This window comes from Natronosalvus caseinilyticus, from assembly GCF_017357105.1.
GTDB classification, from domain to species: Archaea; Halobacteriota; Halobacteria; order Halobacteriales; family Natrialbaceae; genus Natronosalvus; species Natronosalvus caseinilyticus.
Map to the genome: position 1 here is coordinate 1,806,287 of NZ_CP071596.1, position 16,643 is coordinate 1,822,929.

At 65.1% G+C, this 16,643-nt stretch carries 13 protein-coding genes; 8 read left to right on the forward strand and 5 right to left on the reverse strand.

The annotated features are described in order from the left end of the window. Positions 1 to 8: 8 nt before the first annotated feature. Positions 9 to 1,007, forward strand: coding sequence for a DUF8108 domain-containing protein (locus J1N60_RS08760; protein WP_312912338.1), 999 nt, complete (start codon positions 9 to 11; stop codon positions 1,005 to 1,007). Between the two features lie 3 nt (positions 1,008 to 1,010). Here J1N60_RS08760 and J1N60_RS08765 read toward each other — a convergent pair whose 3' ends face one another. Both J1N60_RS08765 and J1N60_RS08770 read right to left on the reverse strand, forming a co-directional pair. Then, complete coding sequence (locus J1N60_RS08765) at positions 1,011 to 2,099, reverse strand: DNA topoisomerase IV subunit A (protein ID WP_312912340.1); 1,089 nt, start codon at positions 2,097 to 2,099, stop codon at positions 1,011 to 1,013. Next, positions 2,096 to 4,594: a DNA topoisomerase VI subunit B gene (locus J1N60_RS08770; RefSeq protein ID WP_312912342.1), complete on the reverse strand. Its 2,499-nt coding sequence runs from the start codon at positions 4,592 to 4,594 to the stop codon at positions 2,096 to 2,098. The genes J1N60_RS08765 and J1N60_RS08770 overlap by 4 nt, the downstream gene beginning before the upstream one ends. A 271-nt stretch (positions 4,595 to 4,865) precedes the next feature. On the opposite strand from J1N60_RS08770, the gene gyrB reads away from it, so the two are divergent. The 4 genes from gyrB (at position 4,866) to J1N60_RS08790 (ending at position 10,379) form a co-directional block, all read left to right on the forward strand. Then, positions 4,866 to 6,797, forward strand: a complete 1,932-nt coding sequence (gyrB, locus tag J1N60_RS08775; protein WP_312912344.1) for a DNA topoisomerase (ATP-hydrolyzing) subunit B — start codon at positions 4,866 to 4,868, stop codon at positions 6,795 to 6,797. A 102-nt stretch (positions 6,798 to 6,899) separates the two neighbouring features. Continuing rightward, entirely contained in the window at positions 6,900 to 9,443 is a 2,544-nt protein-coding gene (gene gyrA / locus J1N60_RS08780) for a DNA gyrase subunit A (protein ID WP_312912346.1), read from the forward strand. Positions 9,444 to 9,683: 240 nt separating this feature from the next. After that, entirely contained in the window at positions 9,684 to 9,935 is a 252-nt protein-coding gene (locus tag J1N60_RS08785) for an AbrB/MazE/SpoVT family DNA-binding domain-containing protein (RefSeq protein WP_312912348.1), read from the forward strand. 9 nt (positions 9,936 to 9,944) lie between these two features. Then, a complete protein-coding gene (locus J1N60_RS08790; RefSeq protein ID WP_312912350.1) occupies positions 9,945 to 10,379 on the forward strand; it encodes a type II toxin-antitoxin system VapC family toxin in 435 nt (144 codons plus the stop codon). A 407-nt stretch (positions 10,380 to 10,786) separates the two neighbouring features. On the opposite strand, the gene J1N60_RS08795 is transcribed toward J1N60_RS08790, so the two are convergent. Continuing rightward, positions 10,787 to 12,112, reverse strand: a complete 1,326-nt coding sequence (locus J1N60_RS08795; RefSeq protein WP_312912352.1) for a hypothetical protein — start codon at positions 12,110 to 12,112, stop codon at positions 10,787 to 10,789. Positions 12,113 to 12,555: 443 nt separating this feature from the next. On the opposite strand from J1N60_RS08795, the gene J1N60_RS08800 reads away from it, so the two are divergent. Further along, positions 12,556 to 14,355 carry a DUF6541 family protein gene (locus tag J1N60_RS08800; RefSeq protein WP_312912353.1) on the forward strand — a complete coding sequence of 600 codons (1,800 nt, stop codon included), beginning with the start codon at positions 12,556 to 12,558 and terminating at the stop codon, positions 14,353 to 14,355. Positions 14,356 to 14,381: 26 nt separating this feature from the next. Here J1N60_RS08800 and J1N60_RS08805 read toward each other — a convergent pair whose 3' ends face one another. Next, entirely contained in the window at positions 14,382 to 14,999 is a 618-nt protein-coding gene (locus J1N60_RS08805) for a VOC family protein (protein WP_312912354.1), read from the reverse strand. 283 nt (positions 15,000 to 15,282) lie between these two features. Between J1N60_RS08805 and J1N60_RS08810 the strand changes: the two genes are divergently transcribed. Further along, on the forward strand, positions 15,283 to 15,546 hold the full coding sequence (locus J1N60_RS08810; RefSeq protein WP_312912355.1) for a hypothetical protein: 264 nt from the start codon (positions 15,283 to 15,285) through the stop codon (positions 15,544 to 15,546). Here the strand turns inward: J1N60_RS08810 and J1N60_RS08815 are convergent. Next, complete coding sequence (locus J1N60_RS08815; RefSeq protein WP_312912356.1) at positions 15,531 to 15,824, reverse strand: hypothetical protein; 294 nt, start codon at positions 15,822 to 15,824, stop codon at positions 15,531 to 15,533. The genes J1N60_RS08810 and J1N60_RS08815 overlap by 16 nt on opposite strands. A 153-nt stretch (positions 15,825 to 15,977) precedes the next feature. On the opposite strand from J1N60_RS08815, the gene J1N60_RS08820 reads away from it, so the two are divergent. After that, positions 15,978 to 16,505 carry a hypothetical protein gene (locus J1N60_RS08820; RefSeq protein ID WP_312912357.1) on the forward strand — a complete coding sequence of 176 codons (528 nt, stop codon included), beginning with the start codon at positions 15,978 to 15,980 and terminating at the stop codon, positions 16,503 to 16,505. Positions 16,506 to 16,643 lie beyond the last annotated feature (138 nt).

Genomic DNA, 16,643 nt, shown 5'->3' on the forward strand with positions numbered 1-16,643 from the left:
CATCGGTGATGGACGAGACTCGAGCCTCGAGTCGGTTCTGTGAATCCTGCGGAGAACGGCTCTCCCGGCAAGCGAACTTCTGTGGCCAGTGTGGGACGGCCGTCGACGGCGACGTCGGCGATTCCAGCCGGGATCGAGCCACCTCGAGCGGATCCATGACTGAACTGCTGCAGTGGGCCGTTCGCTCGCGGAGGTCGTCCAGCCCGCGATCAACTGCGAGCCCGGCGCAGCGAGGGCGACTCCGCCGCCGCGTCCGACGACACGTCGAAGACGGCTGGCGAGTCGAGGACCGAACGGACGACAGCGTGACCCTCGTGCGACGGAACCTCGGCTCCACGCGAACCCACCTGCTGATCGCGGCGATCACGATCTGGTGGACGATGGGGCTCGCGAACGCGATCTACGCGGCGATCTGTTACTTCGACCGAACCGAGCGGACAGTGCTCCACGCCGACGATCCGCCGTCGGCGGACTCGCCCGCTCGCGAGCGGGCGAGTCCGTCCACTCGAGCGAGAAACGAACCGACACGACGCTCGAGGTGGCTCTCAACGTTCGTGTCACTCGCCCTCCTCGCACTCGGGCTCTGGATCGTCGCCTCGAGCGCGAGTCTCGGCGGGTTCCTTGTCGGCTCACTCGTTCTCGGCGCCGGGGTCGTCGTCTCGCCGCCGGCCAGGAGCCGTCTCGAGCGTCGAAAACCGATCACGACGAACGGCCGGACGAGGTCGATCGAGGAGCGGAACGTTCACGCCCCCGAGAAACGCTGCACGGGCTGTCTCAAGCCGATCGTCGACGGCGTCGAACGAACCTACCGACAGGAACTGGTCGTCGCCGGCGTTCCGATCGTCACCACGAACGAGGGCTCGAACTGCTACTGCGACCGCTGTGCCTATGCCGATCCCTCCGCGGGTTCGATCCGTGACGCGCTCGAGGTGGACGACGGATTCGAAGCGGACGACGAACTGGCGACCGAAACGACGGAACCGGACGCAGAAATGAAAACGAACTGACGATCAGATGACGCCCATTTCCTCGAGTCGCTCCGGCAGGTACGTGTCCGTCACGAAGTCCAGGCCGCGCGAGGCGAGTGCCTGCTGCTCGGCCTTCTTCCCGATCTCGAGTTGCAGTTCGATCTGTTCTTTCCAGTAGTCGGTCTGGAACCGGGGATCGGTGAGTTCGTTCTCGAGGGCGTTGACGTCCGAGTCCGAGAGCGGGTCGGTCGGGAGGTCGTACTCGACGATGTCGGCGGGCTGGATGCCGATGAACTGCGCTTCGGGCGTCGCCAGGTACTCAGAGAGGTGGGCGGACTTGATCGAGCCGTAGGCGACCGAGCCGAAGATGCGGTACGACCACGGGTCGCCGTCGGTAAAGACCGTCACCGGAAGCTCGAGTTCGTCGTGGAGCCGTTTGGTGATTCGACGGGTCGCTCGAGCGGGCTGGCCCTTGAGGTGGACGATGAGCGCGCCGTACTCGTCGTCGAAGCCGTTCTCGACGAGTCGGTCGCGCATCCCGCCGGTCTCGACACACAGGATGAACTCGGCATCGCTGTCGAGGAACTCGATCGTGTCGGGGTTGTTCGGGATCTGGTAGCCGCCCTCGCCGACGTCTTCCTGGCAGTGGATGTCGCGCTCGCCGCGGCGGGTCTGCTCGCGCAAGTACAGTGGCCCCATGATCGTCGCTCCCGACTCCTCGGGGCGCATGTGAAAGTCCTCGCGGGTGACCGCGCTCACGATTTCGAGGTCCTCGACGAGCTGATTGGACTCGTCCTGATCGTTGAACTGGGCCTCTTCGTTGTCCCAGCTTTCCGAGAGGTAGTAGAGTTCACGCAGGGTCGAGGAGCGATCCTCCTCGAGCTGGTTTGCGAGGAACTCGATGGTGTAGACCGCCTTCAAAAGTTTCCGGGCACCGCGAACGGAGTTCGCACTCCGGGTCGACGTTCGGTCGCCGTAGACCCAGACGTTGGCCTCCTCGTCGAGTTCGATGTTGCTCTTCGATCGGGTCGGGACCTCCATGTGGGGAATCTCGCCTAGTTCGAACTGGTCGTAGAACTGGGCGGCGAGGTCGATCAACTGTGCTCTGGCCTGTGATTCGTCCGTGCTCATGATGTGATCGTCAGTTTTTCCGCGTCGACGCCTTTGACGTCGATGTCGAACGTCGCCTCACCCGACACGTCGTACTCGAGGGTCGCCTCGTCGCCACCGGGGACGTCCGCCTCCCAGGAGACGAACCACTCGCCGTCCATCTCGACGGCCGAGGCGCCGTCGGAGAGGTTCCGCGGCTCGGCGGAGACGATGTCGGTTATCTCGAGGGTCTCGTTCGTGCTCGAGTGGTTCTCGACGACGAGTTTGACCGTCGATGCGTCGCCATCACCGCCGCCGTCGCCGTCACCGTCCTCGAGGTGACGCTCGACCAGGACGTTGTTCATGATCCGTGCCACGGCGTCGTCGATGTCGGGCTGGTCGCGCCCCGTCACTTCGGCGACTTTCTCGGCCATCTCCGGGAGGATCTTGCCGAGGACGTTCTGCTTCTGCCGACGCTTTTGCATCGAGCGCCGTTTGTTGAGGTAGCGCTTGAGTTCGCGAGCGGCCTCTCGGATGGCGAGTTCGATCTCGTCTTCGATCTCGGGGACGTTCGCGATGGCGTCCTTGGACTCGCTCGTGAAGGGAACGTTCGTCGAGGCAACGTGGACCATGATCACGGCGGGTCCGGTCGGTATCCCGGAGCCCCCGGGCTGGTCGAGGCCGTAGTTACGCCAGCCGATGCCCTTGACGACGTCGGTGGTCGCACAGGCGCCGCGCTGGTAGACCAGCGGCACCCGGTTCGCGAACCGGAGGACGTCGGCGGTCCCCTCGGCCGGGAGGTCGCCGCCGTAGGCGATGCCGGCCTCGACGATGAACGGGTCGCCGCCGGAGACGCCCGCGTCGCGGGTCGCCGCCGCGTAGAAGTCCGCGTCGAACTCCTTTTTCAGCCCGGCCTCGACGAGGTCGGCTGTGATCGGCGAGAGACACCGCGTCGGCGGCGCCATGATGTTCGTCGCGCGCATCCCCTCCACGAGGTTGCTGGCAGCGTCCCGGTCGCTCGCGAGTTCGCGAACGAGCGGCGTGTCGTCCGGGACGGTCACCATCACGTCCCAGACCGCTTCGACGACGTTCTCGCGGGCAGTCTCGCCGAACGCCACGTCGTCGTACTCCTCGGTCAGGTCCGCGGCCCGGTCGACGGCGGACTCGAGGGCCTTCCGGGTGAGCCGGTGTCGGCCGTCCTCGAGGTCCTCGAACGTGCCGGCCAGGCGGACGGCGAAGGCGTGGACGACCTCGTCGTCCTTCCGAGTGCTCGTGGCGTCGTCGCTGAGTTCGTAGAGGTCGGCCACGATTCGGGAGACCTCATCTGGGGTCGTGGCGTCTGGGCCGACTTCGTCGTCCTGATCGTCCGCCTCGTCCGCCTCATCGTGCCCGACGAGCGCGGCCCACGCCGACTCGAGCGCCTTCTCGCGAACCGTTGATCCGAACGTCGTCCCGTACTCGTCACCGACCTCGTCGGCGACCTCCTCGACGACCGTCGACAGTTCGTGGTGGGCGATTCGGTCCCGGCTCGAGACGGCGTCGGCGATTCCCTCCGCGAAGTCGGTCGTCGCTTTGGCCCCCTTGTTTGCCGTGGAGTTCTCGACGGCGGCGGCGACGTCTGCGGCCTCGTGGCTCGCAGGCGGCTTCCAGGCCATCTCGCGGCCGAAGTGGCGGTCGCGGAACTCGTCGATGATCGAGTCGGCCGTCTTCTTGCCGACACGGGTGAACTCCTCCTGGAGGAACCCCGAGACGGAGTGAGAGTCGGTCGCGGCGAGCATCTTGATCACCGTGCCCAGTTCGACTCCGTGGGGGTGGGGGCGGATCTCCTCGGTCTCCTCGGGGAGCTGGTCGGTGGCGCGCTCGAACTTGAAGTGGGCCGTGGGCTCGCGCAACTCGAGGCGGGCGTGGGGATTGACGACCGCGGTGTGCTTGATGTAGTCGTGGAGCTGGGCGCGAGCGCGCATGTTGGCCTCCATCTCGAGTTCGATCCGGGTGCCGTGGGGGCGATCCCAGGTGGTCGTCTCCGCGACGCTGATCTCGGGTTCGTTCTCGTCGGTGTCGACGATCAACTCGAAGTACTCGGCCTCGCTCGAGCCCTGGGTTCGGCTGGTGATCTTCGCAGGTTTGCCGCTCGTCAGCTGGGAGTAGAGCACTGCCGCGGAGATACCGATCCCTTGCTGACCGCGCGACTGTTCGCGGGCGTGGAAACGAGAGCCGTAGAGGAGTTTCCCGAAGACCTTCGGGAGCGATTCTTTCGTGATTCCCGGTCCGTTGTCCTCGACGATCAGGCGATAGTAGTCGTCGGCTTCCTGGATCTCGACGTAGATATCGGGGAGAATGCTGGACTCTTCGGCGGCGTCGAGGGCGTTGTCGACGGCCTCTTTGACGGCCGTGACGAGCCCGCGAGCACCGCTGTCGAAGCCCAGCATGTGCTTGTTCTTCTCGAAGAACTCGGCGATGGAGATCGCTCGCTGGTTGTCAGCGAGTTCCTCGGCGATCCCCGGCTCGTCGCCGAGTGTCGACTGTAGCGACGTCATCGTCGTCCTGTTGTAGCGGCGGGGGTAAAAGGTGTGCGTTACCGTAGTGAAAGTGATCGACGTTCGAGATGGCCGGTGTCTGGTCTCTTCGTGCGTTCCGTTCGTGGTTGTTTCTGCGTACCCGAGGCGAGCGGCTCGACGAGTCGTACTCGACTCGAGGCGTCGGTGAGTACTCGTGTGTTGCATACGTGACACCCGGCCGAAATTCGCGCGCTCGCGCGCGTACGTGACTTTTATTACCCCCCGACCACTACCCGCAATCAGGTTTTGTATGTCTCAAGATAGCGAGTACGGCGCCGGACAAATCCAGGTCTTAGAGGGCCTGGAAGCGGTCCAAAAGCGACCGGCGATGTACATCGGTTCGACGGATACGCGGGGACTCCACCACCTCGTCTACGAGGTCGTGGACAACTCCATCGACGAGGCGCTGGCCGGCCACTGCGACGACATCACCGTGACCATCCACGAGGACGGCGCGGTGAGCGTCGCCGACGACGGCCGCGGCATCCCCGTCGACACCCACGAGGAGTACGACCGCCCGGCCCTCGAGGTCATTCTCACCGTCCTCCACGCCGGCGGGAAGTTCGACAACAAGTCTTACCAGGTCTCCGGTGGGCTCCACGGCGTCGGCGTCTCCGTCGTCAATGCCCTCTCCGAGCGTTTCGAGGTGACCGTCAAGCGCGACGGCGGCGTCTTCACCCACACGTTCGAGAACGGTGAGCCGCAGGGCGACATGGAACGGGTTCGAGATCTCGAGCCAGACGAAGAGACGGGTACCCAGATCACCTTCTGGCCCGACCGCGACATCTTCGAGACGACCGAGTTATCCTTCTCGACGCTCTCGAACCGGCTTCGCGAACTCGCGTTTCTGAACTCAGGCGTTCGGATCACGCTCCGGGACGAACGCGAGACGGACGACGAGGGCCAGCCAGTCGAGGATACGTACGTCTACGACGGTGGGATTCGCGAGTTCGTCGAGTACTTGAACGAGACGCGCTCTGCCCTCCACGACGACGTCATCTACTTCGAGGACGACGCCCAGAACATCCAGGTCGAGGTGGCGATGCAGGCCACCGAGGAACTCCAGGGCTCGATTCACGCCTTCGCCAACAACATCAACACGCGCGAGGGCGGGACCCACCTGACCGGGTTCAAGACCGCCCTCACCCGCGTGGTCAACGACTACGGGAGCGAGAACGGCCTGCTCTCGGACCTCGAGGAGAACCTCCGCGGCGACGACATCCGCGAGGGGCTCACCGCGGTCATCTCGATCAAACACCCCGACCCGCAGTTCGAGGGGCAGACGAAGACGAAACTCGGCAACTCGGAGGTACGGGGCATCGTCGAGAGTGCGATGCACGACGGTCTCTCTACTTACTTCGAGGAACACCCCGACTCGGCTCAGGCCATCGTGATGAAGGCCGTCGAGGCCGCGAAGGCCCGCAAGGCCGCGAAGAAGGCAGAAGAGCTCACGCGGCGAAAGTCCGCCCTCGAGTCCACTTCCCTCCCCGGCAAACTCGCGGACTGTCAGACCAAAGATCCCGACGAGGCCGAACTGTTCATCGCGGAGGGTGACTCCGCGGGCGGCAGCGCGAAACAGGCCCGCAACCCGGAGTTCCAGGCCGTCCTCCCCATCAAGGGGAAGATCCTCAACGTCGAGAAGCACCGACTGGATCGCATCCTCGAGAACGAGGAGATCCGGAACATGATCACCGCCATCGGCGCGGGGATCGGCGAGGAGTTCGACATCGACAACATCCGGTACAAGAAGATCATCATGGCGACCGACGCCGACGTCGACGGGGCCCACATCCGGACCCTGCTGTTGACGTTCTTCTACCGGCACATGCGCCCGCTGCTCGAGGGCGGCTACGTCTACGCGACCCAGCCGCCGCTGTATCGCATCCGGTACCGTGGGGAGACCTACGACGCGATGACCGACGCCGAGCGCGACGAGATCGTCGAGGAGCAGTGCAACGGCAACCCGACGCAGGTCCAGCGCTTCAAGGGGCTCGGCGAGATGAACCCCGAACAGCTCTGGAGTACGACGATGAATCCGGACAACCGCATCCTCAAGCAGATCGCGGTCGAGGACGCGGCAGCGGCCGACCGCATGTTCTCGGTGCTGATGGGCGACGCCGTCGAGCCGCGAAAGCAGTTCATCAAGGACCACGCCCCCGAGGCAGAGTGGATCGACATCTGATAGCGCCATGTACGCAGCCACACATCGACTGACGACGATGCAGTCACGACACGAATCGACACGGAAACGAGACCACCGACGAACAGAGGTGCCCCTCGAGCGATGAGTTCCGAAGTACCAGACCCGACGGACATCGATGCGGCCTCGGTCGAACCGGTCCGCATCGAAGACGAGATGGAGCAGAGTTACATCGACTATGCGATGAGCGTCATCGCCGGGCGCGCCCTCCCCCGGGTCGAAGACGGCCTCAAACCCGTCCACCGGCGCATCCTCTACGCGATGCACGAGATGGGCGTCACGAGTCGCTCGAGTCACCGCAAGTCCTCCTCGATCGTCGGGGAGACGATGGGTGACTTCCACCCCCACGGTGACCAGGCGATCTACGACACCCTGGTCCGGATGGCCCAGGACTTCTCGATGCGCTACCCGCTCGTGGACGGCCAGGGGAACTTCGGTTCGATGGACGGCGACCCGCCCGCGGCCCAGCGGTACACGGAGGCCCGCATGGCCGCCATCGCCGAGGAGTTGCTCGAGGACATCGACAAGGACACGGTCGACTTCTCCTCGAACTACGACGACCGCCTCCAGGAACCGGACGTGCTCCCGGCGGCGTTCCCGAACCTCCTCGTGAACGGCTCCTCGGGCATCGCCGTCGGCATGTCGACGAACATTCCGCCGCACAACCTCGGTGAGGTGATCGACGCGACCGTCGAACTCATCGACAACCCCGATGCGACCGTCGAGGACCTGATGGAACACGTCAAAGGACCCGACTTCCCGACGGGAGCCAACATCGTCGGCCGGGACGCCATCTACTCGGCGTACAAGACCGGTCGCGGGCGCATCCGCGTACGCGCCGAGTTCGAGGTCGAGGAGTGGAAGCGCGATCGCGAGCGCATCGTCGTCACCGAAGTGCCCTACCAGGCGAACAAGGCCCGCCTGGTCGAGCGCATCGCCGAGGACGTCACCGAGGGCACCCTCGAGGGCATCTCGGACCTGCGCGACGAGTCCGATCGCGACGGCGTCCGCATCGTGATCGAACTCAAACGCGGCGCGAACACGGACGTCGTCAAGAACCGACTGCTCGAGAATCACTTAGAGCGAACCTTCGGCGTCATCAACCTCGCGCTGGTCGACGGCCAGCCGAAGGTGCTCACGCTCAGGGAGACGCTCCAGGAGTACATCGCCCACCGCAAGGAGGTCGTCCGACGGCGCAGCGAGTACGACCTCGAGGAGGCGGAAGACCGCGCCCACATCCTCGAGGGCCGACTGAAAGCGCTCGAGAACATCGACGACGTGGTCGACCTCATCCAGGACTCCGAGGACCGCGACGAGGCGCGGGCGGGGCTCGAGGCGACGTTCGACTTCTCCGAATCGCAGGCCGAGCACATCGTCCGGATGCAACTCGGGAGCCTCACCTCGATGGAGTCGGCCGAAATCGAGGACGAGTACGAGGAGGTTACGGCGGAAATCGAGCGCCTCGAGGCGATCCTCGGGAGCGAGTCGGCGCTGTACGAGGTCATCAAGGAGGAGTTGCTCGAGATCAAAGACGAGTACGCCGACGACCGGCGGACCTCGATCATCGAGGACATGGGAACTGTCACCCACGAGGATCTGATCCCCCAGGAGGACGTCTTCGTCGTCATGACCGAGGACGACTACGTCAAGCGGATGCCGATCGAGAACTTCGACCCCCAGGGTCGGGGCGGCAAGGGGATCATCGGTGCGGACGTCAAGGACGAGGACCGCGTGACGACGGTCTTCCGGGCGAACACCCACGACTACCTGCTGTGCTTTACGAATCACGGCCAGGTTTACCGGCTCAAGACCTACGAGATCCCGGAGATGAGCCGGACGGCGCGGGGGAAATCCGCCGTCAACATCCTCGACCTCGATCCGGGCGAGGACATCACGGCCATCGTCGACACCGACGCCTTCGACGGGGAGGAGTACGTGACGATGGTGACCAAACACGGGTACGTCAAACGGACGGCGGGCGAGGAGTTCGACAACATCCTCTCGACGGGCATCATCGCCGCCAGCCTCGAGGAGGGCGACGAACTCGTCGACGTGGACGTCACCGACGGGTCGAAGGACCTCGTCATCGCGACCGAGCAGGGGATGACGATTCGCTTCGACGAGGACGAGGTCCGGGCCATGGGTCGGAACGCCCGCGGGGTCAACGGGATCAAACTCGAGGATGGCGACGCCGTCGCGGGACTCGTCTCGACCGACGAGGGCGACGAGCGAGCCCTTCTCACGGTGACCGAGAACGGCTACGGCAAGCGGACGCTGCTCTCGGCGTATCGGGCCCAGTCCCGGTATGGCAAGGGATTGATCGACATTAAGACGAACGAGCGGAACGGTCCGGTGAAGGCGGTCACGGAAGACGACGGACTCGTCCTGATGAGCGAGCGTGGCCAGATCATGCGCACGCGAGCAAGCGAGATTTCGACGGTCGGTCGGAACACGATGGGCGTGACGGTGATGGACGTCGAGGCGGGCGATGCGGTCGCCAGCGTGGACGTGATTCCGGCGGAACTCGGTGTGGACGCCGAGGAGATGGAGGCCGACGATGTAGACGTTGCTGACGAGACGGATATCGACGAGACGGCCGTCGACACAGATTCGACGACCGACGAATAACCGGCCTCTCGTTTTCCTTCGCCGGCCTCGAGAGCGTATCGCCGCTTTCGAGGAGAACCTGGCTCGGCCAGTCTCGAGAATCTGTCCTGTAACCCGCGGCCCAAACATCGAACGTACTTCCGAGAGCTCGAGCCGAGGAATTCAGGGCCCAAACGAGATTCAGCGGACGTATTCGTCACTCTGTCGGGGTAGTGTGGGCGCACACTATGATTTATGAGTGGTGGACTCGTCCTTTCGGACATGAGCAGTGAGCGTGTCGACTCCGAGAGCAAGGTGTCGGGGAATCAGGCGAACATTCCCGCTCGTATCCGCCGGGAACTCGACATCGACGACGGCGACAGACTCCGCTGGCACGTCGAGGACGACGGGACGCTCCGGGTTCAGGTCGTCCAGCAGCGCACCGGGACGTTCAGCGACTTCGACGGCTACGACGGCGATCAGGCGACGGAGGCCGAGAGCCAACACGACGCGTGGGGCGTCGACCTCGAGTAGCTGAGATAGATGCCGCGCGCACTCGTCGATACGACCGTACTCTTTGCGGCGGCGTACCGCCGTGACAGTGCACACGACGCCGCCCTCCCTATCCTCAGGCGAATCGACGCCGCTGCTCTCCCGGAGGCGGTGATTCTCGATTACGTCCTCGCGGAGACGCTAAACGGGTTGACGACGCACGCGGATCACGACGCCGCTGTCGATTTTTTGGATCGGGTGGAAGAGAATACGCAATTTCACATCGATTCCCTGACGGCGGACGAATTTGCCGCGGCAAAAGCCCTCTTCCGACAGCACGAGTGCTTCTCGTTCGTCGATGCCGCGATCGTCGCGTACATGCAAGCGGAGGGGCTCGGGTACCTCTACGCGTTCGACGACGATTTCGACGCTGCAGATGACGTCTACCGACTCGACGTCGCAACGAACCCGTATCACCCAGAGTGATCGAGACGCCCCCGAATTCAGCACAACTCGACAATCATCAGCTGAAGTTGATGTTCGATCGATGCTCACGTCGGCGCTCAATTCGCACACGTAGTGAGCCGCACACACAGTGACATGCACACACAGTAAGCGTCTGTTCCCCGCACACCGCTTCTAAAGCAGGGTTTCAATGACCGCCAGGGTGAATTCCTCGAGCAGCCTCGCCCTCCCCAGCCGATTGCGGTGCTCGCTTCGCTGCGCTCCTCACCCCTCGCGCGACGTGAACGACCGGCCCTCGCGGTGCTCGAGCCGCTCGACAGCGCGCGCCGCGGTGGTTCGTCGATTCCACCTGGTCGCTCGTTCGGCTACCCGGCCGCTCGCTCGGCTACCCGGCCGCTCGGTCCGCCGGCCTCGGTTCCTGGATCCGCTCACCGCCTCGTGAGCAAACGCTGGTAGCTCGCCTTCGCCGCGCTCCAGGCGGGGTACAGCGTCGTATACACCGGGTCGGGCGCGTTGCGGGCGCCCGCTCGGAGCACGCGGTGGCGCAGTGGCGACCCCGAGTTGTCGACGATTTCGTCGAGGTTGGCGGACTCGAGCCAGGCGAAGAACGCGCGTTCGGCCGACGTTCTCGGCTCAGTCTTGCGAACCCGGTTGCGGATGTCCTCCCACATGTAGCGTTCGTCCTGGCCCAGGATCCAGTGGCCGCCCTCGAGTCCTCGCCGAAGGTCGTGGTACCGGTCGTCGGTGAACGGGTAGCCGTGTTCGGTCGGTTCGAGCCCCGCAAGTCGAAGGCCGACGGCCGTCCGGTAGCACTTTTCGCAGACCCCGCAGTTGCCATCCATGCGGTCGTTACAGGTCTGGAGCTCGAGGTCGGGGGCGTCGCTTTCGACGTACTCCGCGAGCACGTCGAGGCGCTCCTGACGGGTCAGGTCGTAGGCGTCGTGGTGACACCGGGTGCCGTCCCAGCGGACGTTGTCGTCGATGTCGGGGTGAGAGCCCCACTCGAGGTCGATTCCCTCCCAGTGGGTGGCGGCCATGTAGAGGTCCTCGATGCCGCGGGAGGCGGCCAGTGGGGCACAGAGCCCCAGCAAGCCGAGGCCGTGGCCGACGGAGCTGTACCAGCCACCGTCGACGTAGCGTTTGTAGTGAGCGAGCAGCATCGGGTGATCGAGGAAGGAGAGCATGTTGGCCTCGACGAAGGCGGTCTCGAGGCCGCGGTCGGCGGCGAAGTCGGTCACCCGATCGACCAGGTGGTTCCACTGCACGTCGTCCGAACTGTCGGGCGTGATCGTCCAGCCGCGGACGCTGATCAGCGTGGGTTCCTCCTCGCGGTGACGGACGTACGAGCACGTGGAGTCGACGCCGCCGGTGAAGAGGAGGCCGCTCTCCGCATTCTCATCGTCGCCGTCGTCGCTGGATACACGCGTGTCGACGACCTCACGAGCGTAGAGGTCGCCACCCTCGAGGAAGTCGTACATCTCGAGCATGGCCGCTTGGACGTCCTCGAGCGCCGAGACGAACGTCGCGTCGACGGTGTCGACGGAGACGTCTGCACCTGCGGCCCAGGCGACCGGACACACCTGGGCCAGTGCCGGGACGACCAGCAGCGAGTCGGGAACCGACTCGACGTCGACGTCGTAGGTTACCTCGAGCGGGTCACCGGTGAAAAATCGGGTGAGGTCGCTCGAGGGGCGAACGGTCGTTCGAAGGGTGCGTCCATCCGTCGTCGGGGTGTCGATGTGTATCGATGCCATGGTCGAAGAGCAGGGTCGCCACCGGTTTCGGCTCGAGGGTGACGACCGGTCGTCCCGTGACCACCACCGAGGACGGTAAAAACAGGCACAATCGTTGACGCGTCGAGCGTCGTAGAAATCACCGCCTAGAGATCGGTAGGCGTTCGTATCCGCCTCTGCCACCTCTTCGATCGTCGCCTCGACCGCCGCGATGGAGACCTCATTTCCCAGTTTCGACCGGCGTTGACCGTCGTCTCGAGCGTCGACTCTCGCCCAGCAGGAGAGCGCAGGGTTGGTACCGGGCACAAGCGCGCGCTAGCCGGTCAGCCGCCGGGCCAACTCGGGATCGCGACCGCCTCGAGGGGGTAGGCGGAGGATAACAAACCCCTCTCTTCTCGAGGCATTTCACCAATGCGAACTGTCACGCCAGCCACCGTCGGCGGTCGCCTCGTGCGGGTGAGTCGATGACGCAGAGACGAACCCTGCTGGATCTCGTCCTCGCGGTCGGGTTTCTCGCCGTGGCGATCGCTATCGCCGTCGCGCATCGGTCCCCACCTTCGGGGTACGAATCGTCGATTTACACGGGCACGCCGACGCTCACCTGGGTCGCGTTCGGCCTCGCGCTGGCCGTCGCGGTCGGGGTGACTATCGGCACTCGAGGGTGGTACCAGGCCGGCGCCATCGCCCTCGGCGGGCTCACGGTGACGAGCATCGTCAGCCTGCCGGTGATCCGCAACTACCACTTCCAGGGGATGGGCGACTCGCTCACGCACCTGGGGTGGGTCCGGGACTTCGTCCAGGGGACGATGCAGCCCCACGAACTGTTCTACCCCGGGCTCCACGCCGTCGCGACGACCCTCCACCTCGGCGGCGGCGTCTCGATGGAGCGGGCGCTCCTGATCGCCGTCGTCCTCCTGTTCGTCCCGTTCGTCGTCTTCGTCCCGCTCATCGCACGCGATATCTCGGGAACGGGCGCCGCGGCCGGGTTCGCCGCCATCGCCTCCTGGATGGTGCTCCCCATCAACAACGTGGCGACGCACATGGGCCCGCACACGAACTCCAACGCACTGTTCGTCGTCCCCGTCGCTCTCTTCGCGACCGTGGCGCTCGTGAGCCGACGCTCGGACCTCGAGCGCCTCCCGTTCGGCATCTCGCCGTTCACCGTCTGCCTGTTTCTCGCGGGCGTGGGCCTCCTGCTGGTTCACCCCCAGCAGATGATCAACGTGGTCGTCTTCCTCGGGGCGCTCGCCGGGGTGCAGTACCTCGCGAAGCGTCGGTACGACGATCACCCGATGGTGCACCATCCGTCGCTGTTCGCGCCGGCGGTCATGCTCGGTGTGTTATTCGTCGTCTGGGCGGCCGCGAACGCGCGGTTCCGACGCGCCTTCTCGGGGCTCGTCTACGGTTTGTTCAGCCGTGACATCGGGACTGGCTCGACTGTCGGTCAGCGAAGCGGGTCGCTGACGGAACTGGGCGGTAGCCTGCTCGAGCTGTTTGCGATCATGTTCCTCGTCGCCGCCGTCCTCGGGGCGATCGCAGCGCTGTTCGTCCTCGCGACGTGGCTCGGGCGAACGAGTCTGGATCCCGATGGCCGCTCGTACGTTACCTACTTCGCGCTCGCGCTGGTGCCCCTCGGCGGCATGTTCGTCGTCTACTTCCTCGGGACGCCGACGATGGCGTTCCGGCAGGTCGGCTTCATCTACGTCGTCCTGACGATTCTCTCGGGAATCGCCCTCGCGCACCTCTTCGGCTGGCTGACCGGACCGTTGACGACTCCGGGGGCGAACGCGCTCGCCGCCGTCTTCGTCGCGGCTTGTCTCGTCCTGACGCTCGTGACGCTGTTCACGTCGCCGCTGATCTACCAGCCGACCCAGCACGTCACCGAACAGCAACAGTTCGGCTACGACACCGCCCTCGAGCACCGGGCCGACGAGCGGTTGTACGCCGGATTCGGCTACGGAATCAACCGCTACGGCGACGCCCACTACGGCACCGAGGCCGGGAGCGAGATCAACTACGACGGCGGTGCCGGCGGTGCGGTCCTCGTCGATGAGTTCGAGGACGGCAACTACCGGGAGGCCTACCACGGCGCGGACTACTACTTCACCGTGAGCGCCTACGATAAAGCGAGGGAACTCGAGGTGTACGACGAACTCCACCACTCCGAGGAAGCCCTGGAAGGAATCGAGCGCGAGCCCTACGCGGATCGATTGGTCTCGAGCGAGGAGTTCACGATGTATTCGGTGGAGGGGACGCCCTCCTAGTAAGTCGGCGGAACTCGAACTCGGCGTCAGTTGTCGACGCCCGCTCCCGTCGGCGCATCCGGCAGTTCCTGCTTCTCGACGTCGATTCCCAGTTCCTCGAGGGCGGCCTCCATGTGTCGCTCCTCGGCGAAGTCCGAGCCGTCCTCCTCGCGGATCCGCTGGGTCGTCGCGAGCACCTCGGCGCGGCGGTCGTCCGGAATCGAGAACTTGTCCGTGGCGAGTTCGATCGTCAGGCCGTTGTTGTCTCTGGTGTACAGCGAGTGGAAGATGCCCCGATCGAACTCGTTGTAGCCGTAGCCGGCCTCCTCGAGGGCTTCCCGGGTGTCGACGAAGCGCTCGGGATCGATGCTGAACGCGAGGTGGTGGACCGAACCGATCTGGTGGCGAAGCGGCGCCGGGTTCGATTGGCGGTCGTCGCTCACGAAGAACGTGATGATCCGGCCATCCCCGGTGTCGAAGAAGAGATGCGTCGAAGTCGGGTCGTCCAGGTTCGGCTGTTTCAGGACGAGGGGCATCCCCAGCACGTCCCGGTAGTAGGCGATGGTGTCCTCGGCGTTCGAGCCGATCAGCGTGATGTGGTCGGTGCCGGTGGTTTGAATGGGACTGTCGGGTCGGTCGGCGGTGATTTCGAAGTTGTCAGCCATACCACCTCGTAGGTTCCGACCGTACATACGTTTCCGCTAACGTCGATGTCACCCGTGGCAGTTGATTCGCGCGCAGCGTTCGACTAGCTATCGATTCTATACTATCGTCCCAATCGTTCGATCGACTCGAGTCTGTGCCCGGTACGACGGCGGTCCGATCGACGGGCCGGGAACGCCGCTCGAGGAAACGAGAGCGGCGTGACCCGGGGAAGGGCAGGCCCGTGCCCCGGGCGGTGCGCGACGACGCCCGAACCTTTTATTCGACGGACACGTACGTCGATCCATGCTGCGCAGTCTCCTGACCTGGGTGCTCGGTCGAGGCGACATCGACGACGCGGTCGATACCGGTTCCGACGGGGACGTCGGTGGGTTCGACGGCGACGACGGCGACGATGGCGATAACGATGGCAATGACGAGTCGCGGTTCGTCCTATCACCGCTCGACCGCTCGGTCCGCGCCGCTCACGGGGGCGACCCCGGCACCGACCGCAAATTGGCAGCCCTCGAGGAACGGGCGCGGGAACTCGAGGATCAGCGACGCGAGTAAGTGAACGCGCCGTCTTCGAGCGCCTCCGCGAGCGACTCGAGGATCCGCGAGACGTCGGCGTCGGGTACGGAACCGGAGCGGGCGGCTACGATGGCCTCGCAATCATCGTCTCCCTTGTCACGCAATACAACCGCGACGGCGAGCAACTGTCCGAACCCGACATCGCGCTCGATGAACTGCTCGAGGTAACGCGCCGAACGGCTTCCGGAACCGTCGAACTCGCCGACGAGGAAGCCACCCGCGAGTTTCCGGTGTTCGTCCGAGAGGTCGATTCGCACCTCGACTGAGGCACGGTCACCGGGTCGCCTGCTCGCTCGAGCTTCTCGACGCCGCCAGGCTCGAGACCGCGATGCACCTGGGCTCGAGCGCACTTAACGCGTGCATCTGGCCACCCCCGAAGCTACCCAGGCTCGCTCACAAGCGACCCTCAGATGCCACTCGAGTCCGCCGCGCGCACCGACCTGGACGGAACCGACTGGGACGGCACCGTCCCCAACGCCTTCGACCTGCGGGTCGTCGCCCTCATCCTCGTGGCCTCCGGCCTCGCGGCCTCCGCGAACCTCACCGCGGGCGGCCTCGAGTTCGCCCTCGTCGCGTTCGGTCTGCTGGTCGTCGCCGGTATCGCTGCTCACTGGCTCGGCCAGCGTCGCGTCCGTCGCGTGACCGAATCGCTCGTCGAGGAGTGGGTCGCCGCCGGCGGGAGCGTCGAGTCGGTCACCCGCTCGGCCTCTTGGCTGCGAACGGAGTGGATCGTCCGGACGAACGAGGGGCCGGTCACCGTCGGCGGCCTGGCGCTGGTGCCGATCTCGCGGGTGTCGATCACCTGGCGCGGGCTGGGGGAGTCACACGCGGTTTCGGTGGCGAGCGCCGACCTCGAGTCGCTGGCCGCGGAGTGGTACGCGGAGATTTTCGAATCCGGTCAGGAGCGGGTTCGAGAGACGCCGTCTCGAGTCTCGTAGCGGCGCCTTCGAGACGACTCGGCGCCTTCCAGAACGACTCTTCTCCCGTCCCGGCCGACTGCCGACTGCCGCGACCAGGTCTCCGTCTCGAGCGCACCCTGCTCTCGACCGTGTATGCTACGCGTCCACAACAGGTAA